Raw genomic sequence first — 19,506 nt, forward strand, 5'->3', positions numbered from 1 at the left:
CGAAATCGCGCTTACCGCACCGCGATGTCTGAGAACAGCTTGCGCGTGCCCACCGGCGCCACGGCGCGCGCAATGGCGCCTATATGGTCCGGGGTGGTGCCGCAGCAGCCGCCCACGATGTTCACCAGGCCCTCGGCGGCGAACTCGTGCACCAGGCGGCTGGTGACCTCGGGGGTCTCGTCGAAGCCGGTGTCGCTCATCGGGTTGGGCAGGCCGGCGTTGGGGTAGCAGCTGATGAAGGTGTCCGGTGCGGCGCGGGCCAGCTCCTGGATGTAGGGGCGCATCAACGCCGCGCCGAGTGCGCAATTGAGGCCGATGGACAGCGGGTGCGCATGGCGCACGCTGTGCCAGAAGGCCGTCACCGTCTGGCCCGACAGAATGCGGCCGGACGCATCCGTCACCGTGCCGCTGATCATGATGGGCAGCACCTCGCCCGTCTGCTCGAACGCCTCGTCGATGGCGAACAGCGCGGCCTTGGCGTTCAGCGTGTCGAAGATGGTCTCGACCAGGATCACGTCGGCGCCGCCCTTGATCAGCGCCAGCGTCTGCTCCAGGTAGGCGGCGCGCAGCTGCTCGAAGCTGATGTTGCGCGCGCCGGGGTCGTTCACGTCGGGGCTGATGCTGGCGGTCTTGGGCGTGGGGCCGAGCGCGCCGGCGACGAAGCGCGGCTTGTCCGGCGTGGAGAACTTGTCGCAGGCCGCGCGCGCCAGTTTCGCGCTCTCCAGGTTCATCTCGTAGGCCAGGTCGGCCATGCCGTAGTCGTCCTGCGCTATTGCTGTGGCGCCGAAGGTGTTGGTCTCGATCAGGTCGGCGCCGGCGGCCAGATACCCTTCGTGGATGTCGCGGATCACGTCCGGGCGCGTCAGGCTGAGCAGCTCGTTGTTGCCCTTCACGTCGCGCGCAAAGTCCTTGAAGCGCTCGCCGCGGTACTGCGCCTCGGTCAGCTTGAAGCGCTGGATCATGGTGCCCATGGCGCCGTCCAGGATGGCGATGCGTTGTTCGAGGATGGCGGGCAGCGCTTGAGCGCGGGTGTAGGCAGGCAGGGTCATGGGCCCGATTGTAGGAAGGGTGCCGCGCATTCCAGAAACACCCGCAGCGCGGGGGCGTCGGCCTCCTCGTGCCAGGCGAGCACGCCCACCGTGGGGTGGTGCAGCCCCGCGATGGGCACGAAGCGCACGCCCTGCACGCCCGCCTGGGCCAGCGACGCGGGCACCAGGGCCACGCCCAGGCCCAGCGCCACCAGCGAGACCACCGTGAGCCATTGCCTTGCCGCGTGGCGCGTGCGCGGGTGGATGCCGGCGCGCTGGAACAGCGCGATCACGTTGTCGTGGTTGGCGGGCGCGACATCGCGCGCGAACATCACGAAGCTCTCCTGCTCCAGCGCGCCCAGCGCGACGCTGGCCTGGTGCGCGAGCGCATGGCCCTCGGGCAGGCAGCAGACGAAATGGTCGGCCGCCAGCGGCCGGCAGGCCAGGTGCGGCGGCATGGTGGCGGCGTTGACGAAGCCGGCGTGCAGCTGGCGGCGCAGCAGCGCGTCGAGCTGCTCGCTGGAGGACAGCTCGCGCAGCTGCACCTCGATGCCCGGCGCGCGCTGCCCGAAGGCGCGCACGATGCGCGGCATGTCGCGGTAGACCATGGAGCCGGTAAAGCCTATGTCCAGCCGCCCCTGCAGCCCCGCGGCCACGGCGCGCGCCGTCTCGGCCGCGCTGGCCACGCGGTCCAGCACCACGCGCACCTCGGCCAGATAGGCCTGGCCCGCCGCCGTCAGGGCCACATGCTTGCTGCTGCGCTCGAACAGGCGCACGCCCAGCTCCTCCTCCAGCGCCTTGATGCCCGAGGACAGCGGCGGCTGGGTAATGGCCAGGCGCCCGGCCGCGCGGCCGAAGTGCAGCTCTTCGGCGAGCACGGCAAAGTAGCGCAGCAGGTGCAGTTTCATGCCGGCATGATGCACCACGCGCGCTTCTCCAATGGGCTCAATACGACTTGGGCAGGCCCAGCACCTTTTCGGCGATGAAGCACAGGATGAGCTGCGGGCTCACGGGCGCCAGGCGCGGGATCCACGACTCGCGCATGTAGCGCTCGACGTGGTATTCCTTGGCATAGCCCATGCCGCCATGCGTGAAGATGGCGCGCTCGCAGGCGCGGTAGCCTGCCTCGGCGGCCAGGTATTTGGCGGCGTTGGCCTCGGCGCCGCAGTTTCTGCCCTGGTCGTAGAGCCAGGCGGCCTTCTGCACCATCAGGTGCGCGGCCTCCAGCTCCATCCACACTTCGGCCAGCGGGTGCTGTATGCCCTGGTTCTTGCCGATCGGGCGGCCGAACACCTCGCGCTCGGCGGCATAGCCGGCGGCGCGCGCCAGCGCCGCGCGGCCCAGGCCCACGGCCTCGGCGGCGATCAGGATGCGCTCGGGGTTCATGCCGTGCAGGATGTAGGAAAAGCCCTTGCCCTCCTCGCCCACGCGGTCCTCCACGGGGATGCGCAGGCCGTCGATGAACAGCTGGTTGGTGTCCACACACTTGCGGCCCAGTTTGTCGATCTCGTGCACCTCGATCTTGCTGCGGTCCAGATCCGTGTAGAACAGGGTCAGCCCTTCGGTGCCGCGCGCCTCTTCCACTGGCGTGGTGCGCGTCAGCAGCAGGATCTTGTTGGCCACCTGCGCGGTGCTGATCCACACCTTCTGCCCGTGCACCACGTAGTGGTCGCCCTCGCGCACGGCGCGGGTCTTGAGCTTGAGGGTGTTCAGGCCCGTGTTGGGCTCGGTCACACCGAAGCAGGCCTTGTCCCGGCCCTGGATCAGCGGCGGCAGCCAGCGCCTCTTTTGCTCATCGGTGCCGAACACCACCACCGGGTGCAGGCCGAAGATATTCATATGCACGGCCGAGGCGCCCGACAGGCCCGCGCCCGTGGCCGAGATGGTGTGCATCATCAGCGCGGCCTCGCTGATCCCCAGGCCCGCGCCGCCGTATTCCTCGGGCATGGCGATGCCGAGCCAGCCGGAGTCGGCCAACGCCTGGTGAAAATCGGCCGGAAAGCCGCCCTCCTGGTCTTTCTTCAGCCAGTAGTCGGCATCAAACGGTGCGCAGACGCGCTCGATGGCGGCCTGGATCTGTTCCTGTTCGGGGGTCAATGCGAAGTTCATGGTCGGATTACCTTGTCGGGAGACTCGCCGTAGGGCGGGCTGTAGATCACCAGCAGCTTCACGGGCTGCTCGCTGGTGACGGTGAAGACATGCATCTGGTCGGCCGGGAAGAAGCACATATCGCCCGGCACCATGTCGAAGGCCTCGCCGGCCACTTCGGCGCGGGCCGTGCCTTCGAGCAGGTAGCAGGCCTGCTCTATGCCCGGGTGGGCATGCGGCAGGGCGCCGCCGCCCTTGTGCAGCGTGCCCAGCAGCACCTCCATCTGGCGCGCGCCCACGGTCTCGGGGCCGATCAGGCGCTGGTTGTGCGTGTGGTGGTGGTTGGCGGGCTGGTAGCTGGGCACGCTGGCGGCGCGCACCAGGTAGCGGGATATGGTCATGTGGGGTCTTTCTCCATTGCGTCGCGCACTGTCAGCAGCCGATGGAACTGGCGCGCCCCATGCGAGGGCCGCCGTGCAAGGGCCGCCCCGCAGCACTGGTGGCGTCCCCCTTCCCACGCGCAGCGTGAGAGAAGGGGGAAGCGGCGCAGCCGCACAGGGGGTTGTCGCATTTTTTATTCGGGTTGAATGCCGGCCTGCTGGATCAGGCTGCGCCAGTGCGTCAGTTGCCCGGCCACGTACTGGGCGAATTCCTCGGGCGTCTTGCTGGGCCAGACCTGGAAGCCGATCTGCGCCAGCTTGTCCTGCAGCTCCTTGTCGGCCAGCGCGGCCTGCAGCTCGGTGTTCAGGCGCTGCACCACGGCCGGCGGCAGGCCCGCGGGGCCGAAGATGCCGTTCCACGAGGTCAGGTCGAAACCCTTCACCGTCTGGCCTATGGCCGGCACGCCCGGCAGCAGCGGCGTGGGCTGGGCGGTGGTGATGCCCAGGGTGCGCACCTTGTCGGTCTTGAGCATGCCCATGCCCGATCCCAAATCGGCCACATACACCTGCACCTGGCCGCCCACCAGGTCGGTCATGGCCTGGGGGCTCGATTTGTAGGGCACGCCCAGAACGTCGATTTTGGCGATGTGCTTGATGCTCTCCATGGCCACCAGCGAGGTGCTGTTGGGCGTGGCATAGCTCAGCTTGCCCGGGTTGGCGCGCGCGTAGTCCAGCAGCTCGGCCAGCGTCTTCACCGGCAGCGCGGGGTGCACGGCCAGCGCGAACGGCAGCTCGCCCACGCGCGCCACGGGCGTGAAGTCCTTGATCGGGTCGTACTTCAGGTTCTTGTACAGCGCCGGATTCGCCGAGTGCGAGGTGTTGGTCGTCATGAACAGCGTGTAGCCGTCGGGCTTGGCCTTGGCGACGAACTGCGCGGCCACCTGGGCGTTGGCGCCGGGCTTGTTGTCCACGATCACCGGCTGCTTGAGCCGCGCCGCCAGCCCTGCGGCCACGGCGCGCGCCACCGAGTCGGTGCCGCTGCCGGCCGCGAAGGGCACGACCAGGGTCACGGGCGCGCTGGGGTAGGCCTGGGCCAGGGCCGCCGTGGCCGCAAGGGCCAGGGCGCCGGCGATAAAGCTGCGGCGAAGCAGGGTCTGCATGGCATGTCTCCGTTGTAATGCTTGCTTTGCGCGCCATTCTTTGGCGATTCAGCCATTTGCGTCAAATTCAATTGCCGGACTGGTCAATAGGTATTGCGAATGGTTGGCCGGGCGCACAATAGACGCCCGCGCCGGCCGCTGCGGAATTTGTGTCAAATTGGCTTGTAACGCTTATCTATCAAGCGTTATAAGCTATCAAAAAGAGAGTTTTCTGGTTTGTCCCCCGCGCATTTCGTCCTGCACGACGTCTTTGGCTACGAGCAGTTCCGTGGCCCGCAGCAGGCCATCATTGAGCATGTGATCGCCGGCGGCGATGCGCTGGTGCTGATGCCTACGGGCGGCGGCAAGAGCCTGTGCTACCAAGTGCCGGCCATCGCCCGGCGCGACGCCGGGCGCGGCGTGACGGTGGTGGTCTCGCCGCTGATCGCGCTGATGCACGACCAGGTGGGCGCGCTGCATGAAGCGGGGGTGGAGGCGGCCTTTCTCAACTCCACGCTCGACTGGCCGCAGACGCTGGAGGTGGAGCGGCGCCTCTCGCGTGGCGAGATCACGCTGCTCTACGCCGCACCCGAGCGCGTGACCACCGAGCGCTTCATCGGCCTGCTGGACGATCTGCACGCGCGCGGCCAGCTCTCGCTGTTTGCCATCGACGAGGCGCATTGCGTAAGCCAGTGGGGCCACGATTTCCGGCCCGAGTACCGGCAACTGTCCATATTGCACGAGCGCTACGCCGGCGTGCCGCGCATCGCGCTCACGGCCACGGCCGACGAACTCACGCGCGCCGACATCGTGCAGGGGCTGCAGCTGCAGGACGCGCGCCAGTTCGTCAGCAGCTTCGACCGGCCCAATATCCGCTATCGCATCGAGGAAAAAAAGGAGCCGCTGGCGCAGCTGCTGCGCTTCATCACGCGCGAGCACCTGGGCGACGCGGGCGTGGTGTATTGCCAGTCGCGTCGGCGCGTCGAGGAAATGGCCCAGGCGCTGCAGGACGGCGGCATCAACGCCCTGCCTTACCACGCCGGTTTGCCGGCCGACATGCGCCAGGCGCACCAGGATCGCTTCCTGCGCGAGGACGGCATCGTCATGGTGGCCACCATCGCCTTCGGCATGGGCATCGACAAGCCGGACGTGCGCTTCGTCGCCCATGTGGACATGCCCAAGAACATCGAGGGCTACTACCAGGAGACCGGCCGCGCCGGGCGCGACGGCCTGCCGGCCGACGCCTGGATGGTCTACGGCCTGCAGGACGTGGTGAACCAGCGCCGCATGATTGATGAGGGCGATGCGGCCGAGGAATTCAAGGCCGTGCTGCGCGGCAAGCTCGACGCCCTGCTGGCCCTGGCCGAGGCCACGGACTGCCGGCGCGTGCGCCTGCTGCACTACTTCGGCGAGCAGTCCCAGCCCTGCGGCAACTGCGACAACTGCCTCAACCCGCCCGCCGTGTGGGACGGCACGGACGCGGCGCGCAAGCTCCTGTCCACCATCTACCGCGTGCACGAGGCCAGCGGCCTGACCTTTGGTGTCGGCCATTTGATGGACATCGTGCGCGGCAAGCCCACCGACAAGGTGCGCCAGTTTGGCCACGACGGGCTGTCCACCTTCGGCCTGGGCAAGGACTACCACGAGGCGCAGCTGCGCGGCGTGCTGCGCCAGCTGCTGGCCGTGGGCGCCGTGGGTCTGCACAAGGTGACGACCGACGCCGGCCACAGCTTCGACACCCTGGCGCTCACGCCGGGCTCGCGCCCCGTGCTGCGCGGTGAGCAGCAGGTGCTGCTGCGCGAGGCCACGGCCAAGGCCGCATCGAAACCCAAGCGCCGCGCCGCCCAGGCCAGCGCCGCCGCCGCCGACCTGGGGCAGGACGCGCAGGTGCGCTTCATCAACCTCAAGGCCTGGCGCGCCGAGGTGGCGCGCGAACACAACCTGCCGGCCTATGTGATCTTCCACGACGCCACGCTGGCGGCGATTGCCGAGCGCAACCCCGCCACGCTTCAAGATCTGCACGGCATCAGCGGCATGGGCACGAAGAAGCTGGAGGCCTACGGGGCCGAGGTGCTGCGCGTGGTGGGGGCGTAGCCGGCTACGCCGGCAGCGTCTGCACGTCGAAGGCCAGGCTGTTGCGCCCGGGCCTGGGGGTGTTTTAAACGCAAGCTGTCGTTTGATCGGGCGCATGCCCCTTGACGAAGGCCTCGAAGGCCGCGGGCTCCAGGGGGCGGCTGTACCAGTAGCCCTGTATCTCGTCGCAGCCGCAGGCCTGCAGCTGCGTGGCCTGCTCGGCCGTTTCCACGCCTTCGGCGATGGTGCTTATGCCCAGGCTGTGGGCCATTTTGATAATGGCCGTGACGATGGCCAGGTCGCTGTGCTGTGCGCTCAGGTCCTTGACGAAGGACTGGTCGATCTTCAGCTTGTCGATGGCGTAGCGCTTCAGGTAGCTCATCGATGAATAGCCCGTGCCGAAATCGTCCAGCGCGACCTTGAAGCCCGCCTCGTGCAGCTGCGCTATGGTGGTTTCGGCCAGTTCGGGGTATTTGAGTGCCACGGCCTCGGTCAGTTCCACCTCGATGCGCTGGGGCGGTACGTCCACGCGGCGCACGATGTGCAGCAATTCCTCCACCAGCTGGGGGCGGCCAAACTGGGTCGCAGACAGGTTCACGGCAATCACCAGCGGTGGCAGGCCGGCCGCATCCCAGGCGCGTATCTGGCGCGCGGCCTGCTCCACCACCCAGAAGTCGATGGCGCTGATGGCCCCGCTTTGTTCGGCAATGGGGATGAACTCGGCCGGCGACACCAGCCCCCATTTGGGGTGGCGCCAGCGCAGCAGCGCCTCGGCGCCCCTCAGGGGGCCGCTGTCCGGCGCGCCATGGCCCAGCGAGCGCTGCGGCTGGTAGACCAGGAACAGCTCGGCGTTGTGCGCCGCATCCTTCAGGCCGGTGGCCAGCTCCAGCGAGCGCTGCGTGTGGGCCTGCATCTCGGGGGCAAAGAAGCGCAGGCCGTTGCGCCCGTCCTGCTTGACGCGGTACATGGCCACTTCCGCGGCCGCGGTCAGGGTGCTGGCGGTCCTGGCATCGTTGGGATACACGGCAATGCCGGCCGACGCGCTGATGGATACGGGATGGCCTTGCACGGTCGTGCTGGCCTGCAGCTGCAGCAACGCCTCCTGCACCATCAGGGCGACGCTGGCCTGGTCGGCCTTGGGCACGATGGCCACGAAGGCGTCGCCGGAGTAGCGTGCCAGCGTGCTGTGCGGGCTCAGGCTGATGCGCAGACGGTTGGCGACTTCCACCAACAGCTCGTCGCCGGCCGCATGGCCCAGGGATTCGTTGATGAGCTTGAAGCCGTCCAGGTTCAGCCACATCACGGACAGCCTGTGGCGGCTGCTGCCGGCCCTCTCGATGGCCAGGGCCAGTTGTTCGTCGAAGGCCTTCTTGTTGAGCAGGCCGGTCAGCGTGTCGAAGTTGGACAGGGCGCGGATGCGCTCCTCGGCTTCGCGCCGCTGGGTGATGTCTTCCTTGTGCGCGACGTAATGCGTGATCTGGCCGGCGGCGTCGCGGATCGGGTAGAGGAAGGCGCTTTCGGTATAGATCTGGCCGCTCTTGCGGCGGTTGATGAGCTCGCCCTGCCAGGGCAGGCCCTGGGGCAGCTTGCGCCACATGTCTTCATAGGTGGAGCGGGGCGTCAGCCCCGATTGCAGCATTTTGGGATTGAGCCCCAGTATTTCCTGCGCGCCGTAGCCGCTGACCTGGCTGAAGGCCCGGTTGACGTACACGACGTGGGCCTGCGTGTCGCAGATGACCACCTGGTGCGGGCTTTGGTCCAGCGCCTCGGACAGGCGGTGGATCAGGGCATCCTGGCGCCGCTGGTGGATGCGCCTCCAGATGGAGTCGGCCAGCATTTGCAGCGTTTGCACATCCTGCACGTCATAGTCCTGCGCCTTGTTGCCCACGCACAGCAGCATGCAGACCTTGTCCCCCTCCAGCAGGGGCAGGCTGATCAGCCGCGCCAGGCTGGCGGGCGCCCGCTCGGCGGCCTGTATGGGGGCGGTGCCTAGGTTCAGGACGACGGGGTGGCGCTCACGCAGCGCCTGCAGGCAGTGGTTGGCCAGGTCGGGCTGGTCGGCTGGCGCTGCCGTGCTGGCGGCCAACTCGCAGCGGCTCTGGTCGTTAGGCACGAAATGGATGGTCGCCACGTCACTGCCCGTGAGCTGCTGGGCATGCAGCAAGGCGCGGCGCAGAAAGTCCGCCTCGGGTTCGTCGTTGTCGTACTGCTGCAAATCCAGCAGGGCCGCGTGCTGGCGCGACTGGAGCGCCAGGCGCTCCTCGTTGTGCACCGTGGCGGTGATGTCGCGGACCAGCGTCAGGTAGCTGTCCTCGGGGGGCGTGGCGCCGGGCTTCTTGGCGATCGCCAGCTCAAAATGGTGCAGGCCCGTGGGCAGTGTCAGGCCGTAGCGCTGGCCGCGGGTGATGCCATTGCGCTCGGCCTCGGCCAGGGCCATGAAGCAAGTGGCGGCGACCTCGGGGGGGAGGATGTCGTCGATTTTTTTGCCCAGTATCTGATCGATGGGCGCCGCCAGCTTGGCCGGTTCGCTGGCATGGACGGCCAAGCAAACCCCCTGGCGGTCCACCTCTAACAGCAGGTCGGGCAGCGTTGCCAGCGTCGCCCGCTGCCTGGCCTCGGCGGCCCACAGATCCTGGAAGGGGCTGTGCACCGTCGCCGTGAACAGCCCGCGGCACAGAAAACCGTAGGCCAGAATCTTGTAGACATGCCCGGCGATGTTGTAGACATCGTTGGCGTTGGCATAGAGCGTGAAGAAAAATTCGCTCATGGCCATGGTGCATGCGGCCAGCGCCAGCTGCCCCAGGCCGTGGCCGTGGGAGCGGGGCAGTTGCAGCCCGAAAAGCAATGCCGCCAGCAGGTAGGCGGCGATCAGGCCGTATTCGAAATGGATCTTGAAGTGCGTCAGGCCTTCGCCGGCGATGAAGGTGCGCGGCATCCAGTCCGGGTGGAGCAGAAAAACATAATGCGCGCCCCCCACGATCAAGAGCACCACCAGCAGCCAGAGCAGGCGGTCGGCCTGGTCCGCCGGGCCGCGCTGGCGCTGGGGCCACAAGGCCGCACAGAGCAGGGTCACGGCGGCCAGGGAGCGCGCGGCCAGCCAGAAGTGGATGCCCTTTTCCGTGCCGCTGGGCGTGATGAAGTCGGGCATGCCGGGGAAGGACAGGCTGTGCCCCATGTCCAGCAGGGCCACCCCCAGCAGCCCCAGCCCCAGGATCAGGGTGCGCCCGTTGGGCCGGTATTTCTGTGTGGCCCAGGCCAGGCCGAACACCATGGCCGCAATCGAAATCGACAGCACTTCCATGGTGGTGTGCAGCGGCAAATAGCTCGCCAGGTCGCGGGACACATCGGGGGGTGGCAGCGCCCAGAGCAACAACAGCCCGGCCAGCAGGGACGCGAGCCAAAATCCGGATTGACGAAGCTCCGTGAAATAGGGGGTGGGCGGCATGGCGTGCTGGGAGTGGCGATTGGCGATGCAATGTATGCAATGTACGCAATTGTTTCAGACGCCAGGCCGGCCAAGCAAAAAAAGAGCCGGCGTGATGCCGGCTCAAAGCAAGGTGCCATGCATTCCTTGCTGACGGAGTTAGATATGCCTGAGTAGCAACATATCTCAGACGCCTTCTCTGCGCATCGTCATTCCCGCGCAGGAACGTCACCCCGGACTTCGATCCGGGGCGGGAATCCATGGTTCCCTGCAAAGGCTGGATGCCCGCCTACGCGGGCATGACGGTACTTTCTGAGACATGTAAATAATCAGGCAAATATCGCTGAAACGATTTATGGAAAAGCGTCTTCAGCTATGAAATTATTACTTCCCTCAGGGTGCCGCCAGCGCCTCCTCGGCCTCGATGCGCGGATAGAACTCACGGTTCTCGCGCTGCATGCGCTCGTGCACGCGGCGCAGCACGTCGTTGGCTTCGTTGCGGAAGGCCTGGGCATTGCCGCGCACTCTCTCGGCGGTGTTCCATTGCCGGGCAAAGGCCATGAAGGCCGTGGCGATGGAGCCCATGTCGTGCTGAAAGCGCTGGCTCAGGCGTGCCAGCTCGGGGTTGCCGGACTTGGCCAACGCCGGGTACAGCATTCGGTCCTCCACCGCCAGGTGCAGCTTGATGGTGGAACTGATCGCCACGATGCCGCGTGCGATGGCTGCGGCATTGTCCTGCACGCCCGCATGGGTGAGTTTGCGCAGGTTGTCGATCTGACCCAGGATGTCCACATGGTCATGCTTGAAGCGGTCTATGTTCATGGCAGAACCTCTGCTCAGCGGCGGGCGCCAACCAGGTTGCCGCTGGGCTCGGCCGGTGTGCGGGCGCCGAACAGCACGCCGCTGGCCACCTGCCAGCTCACGCACAGGGCGCCGGTGATGAACACCAGGTCACCGAAGGTGCGCACCCAGCGCAGCGTCTCCAGGAAGGGCTGCTGCATGAATTCCTCGCTGCGCGCATACCACAGGCCGTGGGTCACGCTGGCGTGGAACTGGAACAGGCCAATGGGTAGCAGGCTGGTGAACATCATCAGCACCAGGCCGGCGTTGAGCCACCAGAAACCGGTCTTCATCAGGCGCTCGTTGAGCTGCAACTCCGGGCGCACATAGCGCAGCACCAGCAGCGTGAACCCTAAGGCCAGGAAGCCATAGACGCCAAACAGCGCGGCGTGGGCGTGCACCGGCGTGGTGTTCAGGCCCTGGATGTAGTACAGCGAGATCGGCGGGTTGATCATGAAGCCGAAGACGCCAGCGCCCAGCATGTTCCAGAAGGCCACGGCCACGAAGCACATCAGCGGCCAGCGCAGCTTGCGCATCCACTCGGTCTTGTGCTGCAGGCGCCAGTGCTCCCAGGCCTCATGGCCCAGCACCACCAGCGGCACCACTTCCAGTGCGCTGAAGGAGGCGCCCACGGCCATCACCGGCGTGGTCGTGCCGGCGAAATACAGGTGGTGGAAGGTGCCGGGCACGCCGCCCAGCATGAAGAGGGAGGCCGAGGCCAGGCTGGCGGCCGTGGCCATGCGGTAGGACACCAGGCCCAGGGTCGAGAAGATGAAGGCCAGGGCCGTGGTGGCGAAGACCTCGAAGAAGCCCTCCACCCACAGGTGCACCACCCACCAGCGCCAGTACTCCATCACCGAGATGTGGGTACGCTCGCCATAGAACAGGCCGGCGCCGTAGAACAGGCCGATGCACACCACCGACGAGGTCAGCAGCGCCAGCAGGTTCTTGTCCTGGCCGTTGGGGGCCAGCAGTGCCGGGAAGATGGCGCGCGCCATCAGCACCAGCCAGAAGGCGATGCCGGCAAACTTGCCGATCTGCCACAGGCGGCCCAGGTCCACGTACTCATAGCCCTGATGGCCGAGCCAGAAGTTCCACTCCTGGGGCATGACGTGGGCAATGGTCAGGTAGTTGCCGATGAACGAGCCCACGCACACCACGACCAGCGCCCAGAACAGCACGTCCACGCCCAGCTTCTGGTACTTGGGATCCTTGCCGCCATTGATCACCGGGGCCAGGAACAGGCCGGCGGCCAGAAAGCCCGTGGCGATCCAGAACAGCGCCGCCTGCAGGTGCCAGGTGCGCACCAGTGCGTAGGGGAACCACTGCGAGACATTGATGCCGTAGAACTCCTGGCCTTCCACCGTGTAGTGGGCCGTGAAGCCGCCCAGGAACACCTGGGTGCAGAACAGGGCCACCACCAGGAACAGGTACTTGCCCAGCGAGCGCTGCGAGGGCGTCAGCTGCACGCGGGAGAGTGGGTCATGCGCGGGCGGGGTCGGTTCCTGCTCGTCATGCTTGCGCAGGAAGGCCCAGCCCCAGACCAGGAAGCCCACGCCGGCCATCATGATGACCACGCTCATGATGGACCAGACCATGTTCTCGCCGGTCGGCACGTTGCCGATCAGGGGCTCGTGCGGCCAGTTGTTGGTATAGGTGGCGCCGCTGCCGCCGCCCACGTCGGCGGGGCGCTCGGTGGCGGCGGCCCAGGCGGTCCAGAAGAAAAAGCCGGCCATCTGCGCGCGGCGCTCGGCGCTGGGCAGGGTGTTTTCCTTCATGGCAAAGCTCTCGCGCGACTTGCGCAGCGACGGGTCGTCGCCAAACAGCTTGTCGTAGTACTTGGCCGTCTCGGCAATGGCCTGGGCGCGCAGCGGCGTGATGGTCATCGTGTCCGCGGCCTTGTCAAAGGTGTTGCTGCGGTACTCGGTCTTCAGCCGGTCACGCAGCACGGCCTGCTGGCCCACGTCCAGATCGGCAAAGGTCTTGCCGTAATCCTTCTGCGCGGCCAGCTCCAGCCAGGCCGTCAGCTCGCGGTGCAGCCAGTCGGCCGTCCAGTCCGGGGCCTGGTAGGCGCCATGGCCCAGGATGGAGCCCAGCTGCATGCCGCCCGTGGACTGCCAGGCGGTCTGGCCGTCCAGGATGCTCTCCTCGGTATACAGCGGCTTATCGCTGCCCTCCACCAGCACCTTGCCCGGAATCGGCGGTGCGGTGCGATAAACCTCGACACCGTAATAGCCTAATAGGCTGAAGGTGACGATCAGCACGCCTATGAGCGTGTACCAATACTTGGCGTATTTCCCCATGCAGGGCCTCCATCGTTGCACTATGAACGCTGGCTGTTACGCAAGCTTGGTGCCAGCATGCTGCACCGCAGTAAATCAAGGGTTTACACCGATGTAGGTAAAATTAACCCCAATCAAACTGGGTTAAATATACCCATAAAGGGTTTTTATGACCGTGAAAGAGGCTGAAGCCGCGGCCGCCCTGGTGGCCCTGTGCGCCGACCTGGGCACCGAGCTGCCCCAGGCCGTGCGCCTGCAGCGGCTGGTGGATGTGTTGCGCACCCAGTTCGGCTGCGGCGCGGTGGCGCTCTTGCGCCTGGAAGAGGAGCGCCTGCGCCCCATGGCCGTCACCGGCCTGGTCAGCGACGCCCTGGGCCGGCGCTTCGTCGTCGGCCAGCACCCGCGCCTGGCGGCCATCCTGGCGCAGCGCGACGTGACCTGCTTTCACCACGACAGCAACCTGCCCGACCCCTACGACGGCCTGCTCGACACCCTGGTGGGCGAGCCGCTGCCGGTGCACGACTGCATGGGCGTGGGCCTGCATGTGGAGGGGCGGCCCTGGGGCGTGCTCACGCTGGATGCGCTGACCACCGGCACCTTCGGCCCGGCCGCGCGCCGGCGCCTGACGCACAGCGTGCCGCTGGTCGAGTCGGTGATCCGCGTGGCCCGGCTGGAGCAGGACCTGCGCGCGCTGCGCCTGGCATCCACCAACCTGGTGGAAGGCGGCGCCGCCCTGGCGGCGCTGGAACGCGGCGGCGGCGAGATGGAAATCGTCGGCGAGAGTCCGGCCTTGAAGCGCCTGCTGCACGAGCTGGGCATCGTCGCCGCCTCCGAGCTGCCGGTGCTGCTGCTGGGCGAGACCGGCGTGGGCAAGGAGCTGTTCGCGCGCCTGCTGCACCACCAGTCGCCGCGCCACAAACACCCGCTGGTGCACGTCAACTGCGCGGCCCTGCCCGAATCGCTGGCCGAAAGCGAACTCTTCGGCCATGTGCGCGGCGCCTTCTCCGGCGCCGTGAGCGACCGCCCCGGCCGCTTCGAGGCCGCCGAGGGCGGCACCCTGTTCCTGGACGAGGTGGGCGAGCTGCCCCTGTCGGTGCAGGCCAAGCTCCTGCGCACGCTGCAGAACGGCGAAATCCAGCGCCTGGGCGCCGACCGCCCGCGCAGCGTGAACGTGCGCGTGATCGCCGCCACCAACCGCAACCTGCGCGAGCAGGTGGCCAGCGGCGCCTTTCGCGCCGACCTGTACCACCGCCTGTCCGTCTACCCCGTGCCCATACCGCCGCTGCGCGAACGCGGCAACGACGTGCTGCTGCTGGCCGGACGCTTCCTGGACTTCAACCGCGCCCGCCTGGGGCTGCGCAGCCTGCGCCTGTCGCCCGACGCCCAGGAGGCCCTGCGCCGCTACCGCTGGCCCGGCAACGTGCGTGAGCTGGAGCATGTCATCAGCCGCGCGGCGCTGAAGGCCCTGAGCCGCGGCGTGGACCGCAACGCCATCGTCACCCTGGAGGCCGGCCTGCTGGACCTGGACGCACTGGAACTGCCCGCCGCCGGCAATGCCAGCCCCCCTGCGCCCGCCAGCGCCAGCGCCGCGGCGCAGGCCGCCGGCACCCTGCGCGACGCCGTCGACGCCTGCCAGCGCCAGGTCATCACCACCACGCTGGACCGCCACCAGGGCAACTGGGCCCAGGCCGCGCGCGCGCTGGACGTGGATGCCAGCAACCTGCACAAGCTGGCGCGGCGCCTGGGGATGAAGGGGTGAACTGAACATCGCCGAGGCCGCGCCGGCAATGAGGGGGCTGAGCGGCGGAACTGTTCAGAGCCTCCCCTCGGCGCGCCGCTTGTCAGCCGTCATGCCTTGAACACGTTCTTGAACAAATTCTTGACCAAGTCGAGCACCGACTTTGCCAGCAGGCCCGCCGTGAACGCAGTGAATCCAAGCGTCTCAGGGGATGACTGAAACTCTTGGGGGCTCTGCGTGAAATGGCTCAGGCCCCAAATGAACACAGGGGCGACCACCGCACCAAGGAACGGCCTGATGAAAAGCCAGCGCGAGAACCGCCTGTTGAACTTCCCGCCCGTGGCCTTCTCCGGGTACGGCTCGCCGTTCTCGCGTTCAAACCCCGTTGCATACCGGTCTAGGCAAGAGGTCAGCGCCGCGATGGCGCTGCCGCAAAAACCAATCAAAACCGGAGCAAGGAGGGCCGGGAGGGCAGGAGAGTTCAATGCATGCGCGCCGGCAAGAAATGAGGCCAGGGACGCCAGCAGCAGGTAAGCGATAGTGAACTGCGCAAGGCGGTCGAGCGTCCTCAGCTCGTCGTCCGGAAGGGCTGATTTCGGCATATACCGACCTTTCTCCTTGGCTCAAATAGCGATTTCCGTTGGCTCAAGTAGCGATATCTGGTGATTCGCGTAGCCATGGCATGCAATGTCTACAGGGCCCGTCATCCCCGCGAAGGAACGCCACCCTGGACTCCGATCCGGGGCGGGTCCACCGCAGCGACGAATCAACGGCGCGGGGGCTCATGGCCCGCCGTGCAGCGGCCGGTTGAGCGCAGGGCCGGGCATCATTGCACGCTGCTGGCAGGCTTTGCGATGCGAGCGCTAAACAGCACGCGCCCTGCCAGCAGATGGGCGACCGGCCGCAACGCACGCAGCAACAGGCGATCTGCCTTTGCGAGCTGCTCGAACCGATCCGGAATCACGCGCGTGACGAGGAAGTTGAAGTGCTTTGTGAACAAGGGCGGCTCAAGCGGTTTCATTATTTCCGCAAGGTCGAACTCGCTGAGCTTTCTCTCATCCTCGGTGATGTATGGCTTGCCTGGGCCATAAATGAACCTTTGCATCCTTGGATAGAGCACCTTCTGAATCAGGCTGGAGCGCCTGATCCTGTCGGTGGTGGAGTGCGAGTAGATCTCGTTAACCACGAACACCGCGCCGGGCTTGGCTACACGGACGATCTCGCGCATTGTTCTCTGGATGTCGACGTGATGAAGGATATCCCTGGCGACAACATAGTCGAAGGTGTCGGCTTCGAATGTCATTTGCTCGGCAGGCATTTCCTCGAAAACGATATCCAATCCCTCACGGAGTGCGAGCGCTCTTGCGATTTCAAGGGAATCGGGGCTCAGGTCAAAGGCACTGACTTTGGCCCCCAGCTTTGCCAGGCGGAGCGCGTCATCACCGAAGCCGCAGCCCACAACCAAGACGTTCTTACCCTTGACATCGCAGCCCACCAGGTACCCGTACATTGCCCAGTACGCATTCCACCAACGTCGGTCGGGATGTTCCAGAACGCCCCATGAGAACGGCGCGGAAAGGATGGACTTATGAAGCTTTGCGTGTTCTCGGTGGTACTCGAGTTCACGCTGCTGCCGATCAGTGAGTTCTGTATTCACGAACGCCCCCCTTGAAGAGTGGTTGATTGTGGCGCACAACGACTGACAAAAGCGGCCTGCCGAAAGGCCAAGAATACCGAAAACTATTGTTTTGGCCCCTTGAAGTTTGAGGCGCTTTTCTGTGTGCAACCCTGAAGATGAGGCAAAAATTGATACTTCAGAAGGCCGTATCAATAACGTCGAAAATCAGGGATGGCCAAGCGAAGCGAGGAAATCGCAAGCGCAGCTTGCGACTGCACCTTGGATCGTAGTGTTCGGCGTCCGGTTAATGATTGACTGCTTCTGCATGAAGCTTTATTCCAAGCGCTCTCATGACTTTCAGGATGGTATCGAAGCCCGGAGCGCGATCACCCGAGAGCGCTTTGTAGAGACTTTCACGAGAAAGCCCTGCATCGCGAGCAACTTGAGACATACCTTTGGCGCGTGCAATATCGCCAAGTGCTTTGGCTATGAACGTGGCATCACCATCTGCCTCTTCAATACACGCTTCAAGATATGCCGCCATTTCTTCAGGCGTACGCAGATGCTCTGCGACGTCATAACGGGAGGTTGCTGTCTTTGCCATGTCTTACTCCTTCAGATTGTGCGCCAACCGCAACGCCGTTTTGATATCTGCGGCCTGAGATGACTTATCACCGCCGGCCAACAGAATCACAACCTCTCGGCCCCGCTTAGTGAAATACACGCGATAGCCGGGGCCAACATCGATACGCAACTCGGAAACACCTTCACCGACCGGCTTCACATCGCCGGGATTGCCGGCCGCAAGCCGCTCGATTCGGACCAAGATACGTGCACGCCCTTGGACATCGCAAAGGCCATCTATCCAAGCAGCGTAGACATCGGTTTTGCGGATTTGGAACATAGAGCAACTGTAGCCAATAGGCTACGTATTGTCAATGCGAGTGCCAAGACGCCTCACGAAAAAGCTAAGCCGACCGCAGTATGCGGGTCGGCTTGACTGTACTGTTAGGCTGGGGTTGCAAGTTTGAGTCCAACAATACCGGCGACGATAAGTCCAAGACTTAAGAGCCGCAAAGGATTTGCGGACTCACCCAGCAGAACAATGCCGAGTATGGCGGTGCCAACTGCACCAACACCGACCCATATTGCATAGGCCGTGCCCATTGGAAGAGCTTTCATAGCCACACCAAGCAAACCTAGGCTAATGATCATGGAAAACACGGTAGCGATTGTGGGCCAAGGCCGGGTAAAGCCTTCCGTGTATTTGAGTCCAACTGCCCAGCCAATCTCAAACAAGCCAGCAATAACTAGAATGAACCAGTTCATACTTCATCTCTCTTGCTTGGGGTCGTCCCCGGACAGGGTGGAGAGGTGAGGTCGTCCCCACTTCCGTGAAGCCTAATGTGGAAGTGAGGGGCGCGACGCGGCATTGTCGCGGCGCGTCCCCTCGACTGTAGGGTTGGGCCACGAGTCACCAATCAATTGGCTCTCCCAGTTCATGGCTGAATTTCTGAGCAAGGCGCTCCCTCCAGCCTTGAATCGTACTTGCGATGTCGGCCATGTTACTTTGGTCGATCCCCATCCGTCGAAGTGCAATGTGCATATTGTCAGTAATTTCGTGACCACTAAATCCTAGAGTACGCGCGTTGGCAGTTGTCTTCGCCTGAACCCCTTTTTCTGATGATAGATGCCAGTCTCTTGGCCATTCATGGTGATGCTTGAAGAAGTTAGCTGCGGTATCGATGACTACCAAATGGCTCATCTGAGTTTCTGGATCTCTCGTGGCCTCTATTTCGAGGAGTTCATGCTTTCTATTCAGAATTGATGCCTTCCGTCCAGATAGATGGTGAAGCTGGCTGACGATTGCAATCGATTGAGTGAGTGTGGCTTGGCCAAGAACAAATGCTGAACCAATTAGTAGGCCAATCTCTTCATGGAGCATTTCCATTGGCACACCCCAGAACTTACGAGCTACTCCATATGGGCCTTCTCGTGCACAAAAACTTTCTTGGGACTCTGCCGCCACCTCTGACAGTGAGCGCGCGATGCTTTGAAGCGGAAACATCACGAATGGATCGTGCAGTTCGTTCAATAGCCAGCGAACCGAAGTGATTGCTTGGGCGTGCATACGAAATTGAGCTTGTCTAGTGGCCTAACTAATAAGGTAAGCGGCAGCTGGAAGCTGTCCGCTTGAGCGAAAGGTTAGGGCGCGGACTCGTCATCGAAGCTGTCATGGGACGGGTGTGAACCAAACTGACCATTATCACGATATCGGGCGTAGTAATCGCGGGTGGCATCCATCGATCGATTTTCACGGCTACTATCTGTGCTCGATGTTGATTGTTGTTGGTGCTTCGTCTGCTGTAATTTACGTCGAATGGGTGCTTTCGGAGAAACCTGCGAACCATTGTTATGTGTTTTTTTGATATGAGCATCTAGTCGATCCTGACGTACAAACGATGAGCAGTAAGGACATTTGCAAAGCTGGGGCTTCGATTTTTTCTTGACAGCAACTGCAAGCAATTGCTCTGTTTTTTCTTCGCTGTGAACCCTTGACATATGCTTTTTTATCTTGGTCACAACTACACCGCAGATAGAACAAATCGTTGTCGGCTTTGGCTTCAGCGTAGGCCCAAATTTGAGCGAGATCGGCTTTACGAAAATTGTCCTAATCTTCTTAGACGGCATCGGCAGAGACTGCGACACCTGCCTCGCTCCCTGTGCAGAAAACGAAGATTTTGGGCCAACTCCTCCTCCATGAGCAGTTGGCATCGAGCGGCCTTTAGAAATATCGTCTATATATCCCCATCCTCCGCACTTGAAGCAATTCTCGTTAGAGCCTAAACAACTACATGACTGGCGTAGAAACTCGCTGATGGATTGGTTCATTGAT

Annotated in this window: 17 protein-coding genes; 2 read left to right on the plus strand and 15 right to left on the minus strand. The window is 64.3% G+C overall.

Annotated features, from left to right (window positions below):
• Nucleotides 1-11: 11 nt before the first annotated feature.
• From P7644_RS00850 to P7644_RS00870, 5 genes are all read right to left on the minus strand, one after another.
• On the minus strand, nucleotides 12-1,049 hold the full coding sequence (locus P7644_RS00850) for a homocysteine S-methyltransferase family protein (protein WP_404301124.1): 1,038 nt from the start codon (nucleotides 1,047-1,049) through the stop codon (nucleotides 12-14).
• Nucleotides 1,046-1,936, minus strand: a complete 891-nt coding sequence (locus P7644_RS00855) for a LysR family transcriptional regulator (protein ID WP_404301125.1) — start codon at nucleotides 1,934-1,936, stop codon at nucleotides 1,046-1,048. The genes P7644_RS00850 and P7644_RS00855 overlap by 4 nt, the downstream gene beginning before the upstream one ends.
• 37 nt (nucleotides 1,937-1,973) lie before the next feature.
• Nucleotides 1,974-3,137 (minus strand): acyl-CoA dehydrogenase family protein, encoded by a 1,164-nt coding sequence (locus P7644_RS00860; protein ID WP_404301126.1) that lies wholly within the window; start codon nucleotides 3,135-3,137, stop codon nucleotides 1,974-1,976.
• Nucleotides 3,134-3,517 carry a cupin domain-containing protein gene (locus tag P7644_RS00865; protein WP_404301127.1) on the minus strand — a complete coding sequence of 128 codons (384 nt, stop codon included), beginning with the start codon at nucleotides 3,515-3,517 and terminating at the stop codon, nucleotides 3,134-3,136. Before P7644_RS00865 ends, P7644_RS00860 begins: the two co-directional genes overlap by 4 nt.
• Before the next feature lie 173 nt (nucleotides 3,518-3,690).
• A complete protein-coding gene (locus P7644_RS00870; RefSeq protein WP_404301128.1) occupies nucleotides 3,691-4,656 on the minus strand; it encodes a Bug family tripartite tricarboxylate transporter substrate binding protein in 966 nt (321 codons plus the stop codon).
• A 216-nt stretch (nucleotides 4,657-4,872) separates the two neighbouring features.
• On the opposite strand from P7644_RS00870, the gene recQ reads away from it, so the two are divergent.
• Nucleotides 4,873-6,729 carry a DNA helicase RecQ gene (gene recQ / locus P7644_RS00875; protein ID WP_404301129.1) on the plus strand — a complete coding sequence of 619 codons (1,857 nt, stop codon included), beginning with the start codon at nucleotides 4,873-4,875 and terminating at the stop codon, nucleotides 6,727-6,729.
• Between the two features lie 64 nt (nucleotides 6,730-6,793).
• On the opposite strand, the gene P7644_RS00880 is transcribed toward recQ, so the two are convergent.
• From P7644_RS00880 to P7644_RS00890, 3 genes are all read right to left on the minus strand, one after another.
• Nucleotides 6,794-10,153 carry an EAL domain-containing protein gene (locus P7644_RS00880; RefSeq protein WP_404301130.1) on the minus strand — a complete coding sequence of 1,120 codons (3,360 nt, stop codon included), beginning with the start codon at nucleotides 10,151-10,153 and terminating at the stop codon, nucleotides 6,794-6,796.
• A gap of 372 nt (nucleotides 10,154-10,525) precedes the next feature.
• The gene (locus P7644_RS00885) at nucleotides 10,526-10,954 is read right to left on the minus strand and encodes a hemerythrin domain-containing protein (RefSeq protein WP_404301131.1); all 429 of its coding nucleotides are present in this window, start codon (nucleotides 10,952-10,954) and stop codon (nucleotides 10,526-10,528) included.
• Between the two features lie 14 nt (nucleotides 10,955-10,968).
• The gene (locus P7644_RS00890) at nucleotides 10,969-13,275 is read right to left on the minus strand and encodes a nitric-oxide reductase large subunit (protein WP_404301132.1); all 2,307 of its coding nucleotides are present in this window, start codon (nucleotides 13,273-13,275) and stop codon (nucleotides 10,969-10,971) included.
• A gap of 148 nt (nucleotides 13,276-13,423) precedes the next feature.
• Between P7644_RS00890 and norR the strand changes: the two genes are divergently transcribed.
• Nucleotides 13,424-15,013: a nitric oxide reductase transcriptional regulator NorR gene (gene norR, locus P7644_RS00895; RefSeq protein ID WP_404301133.1), complete on the plus strand. Its 1,590-nt coding sequence runs from the start codon at nucleotides 13,424-13,426 to the stop codon at nucleotides 15,011-15,013.
• 89 nt (nucleotides 15,014-15,102) lie between these two features.
• On the opposite strand, the gene P7644_RS00900 is transcribed toward norR, so the two are convergent.
• The 7 genes from P7644_RS00900 to P7644_RS00930 form a co-directional block, all read right to left on the minus strand.
• Nucleotides 15,103-15,594, minus strand: coding sequence for a hypothetical protein (locus tag P7644_RS00900; protein WP_404301134.1), 492 nt, complete (start codon nucleotides 15,592-15,594; stop codon nucleotides 15,103-15,105).
• Nucleotides 15,595-15,818: 224 nt separating this feature from the next.
• Nucleotides 15,819-16,649, minus strand: coding sequence for a class I SAM-dependent methyltransferase (locus P7644_RS00905; RefSeq protein ID WP_404301135.1), 831 nt, complete (start codon nucleotides 16,647-16,649; stop codon nucleotides 15,819-15,821).
• A gap of 265 nt (nucleotides 16,650-16,914) precedes the next feature.
• A complete protein-coding gene (locus tag P7644_RS00910; RefSeq protein WP_404301136.1) occupies nucleotides 16,915-17,214 on the minus strand; it encodes an addiction module antidote protein in 300 nt (99 codons plus the stop codon).
• A gap of 3 nt (nucleotides 17,215-17,217) precedes the next feature.
• Nucleotides 17,218-17,514 (minus strand): type II toxin-antitoxin system RelE/ParE family toxin, encoded by a 297-nt coding sequence (locus P7644_RS00915; RefSeq protein ID WP_404301137.1) that lies wholly within the window; start codon nucleotides 17,512-17,514, stop codon nucleotides 17,218-17,220.
• Between the two features lie 104 nt (nucleotides 17,515-17,618).
• Nucleotides 17,619-17,939 (minus strand): quaternary ammonium compound efflux SMR transporter SugE, encoded by a 321-nt coding sequence (gene sugE / locus P7644_RS00920; RefSeq protein ID WP_404301138.1) that lies wholly within the window; start codon nucleotides 17,937-17,939, stop codon nucleotides 17,619-17,621.
• Nucleotides 17,940-18,084: 145 nt separating this feature from the next.
• Nucleotides 18,085-18,741 carry a hypothetical protein gene (locus P7644_RS00925; RefSeq protein ID WP_404301139.1) on the minus strand — a complete coding sequence of 219 codons (657 nt, stop codon included), beginning with the start codon at nucleotides 18,739-18,741 and terminating at the stop codon, nucleotides 18,085-18,087.
• A gap of 74 nt (nucleotides 18,742-18,815) precedes the next feature.
• The gene (locus tag P7644_RS00930; protein WP_404301140.1) at nucleotides 18,816-19,502 is read right to left on the minus strand and encodes a hypothetical protein; all 687 of its coding nucleotides are present in this window, start codon (nucleotides 19,500-19,502) and stop codon (nucleotides 18,816-18,818) included.
• Nucleotides 19,503-19,506 lie beyond the last annotated feature (4 nt).

Origin of the sequence: Alicycliphilus denitrificans (genome assembly GCF_044792555.1) — a bacterium.
Classification (GTDB): domain Bacteria; phylum Pseudomonadota; class Gammaproteobacteria; order Burkholderiales; family Burkholderiaceae_C; genus Alicycliphilus; species Alicycliphilus denitrificans_A.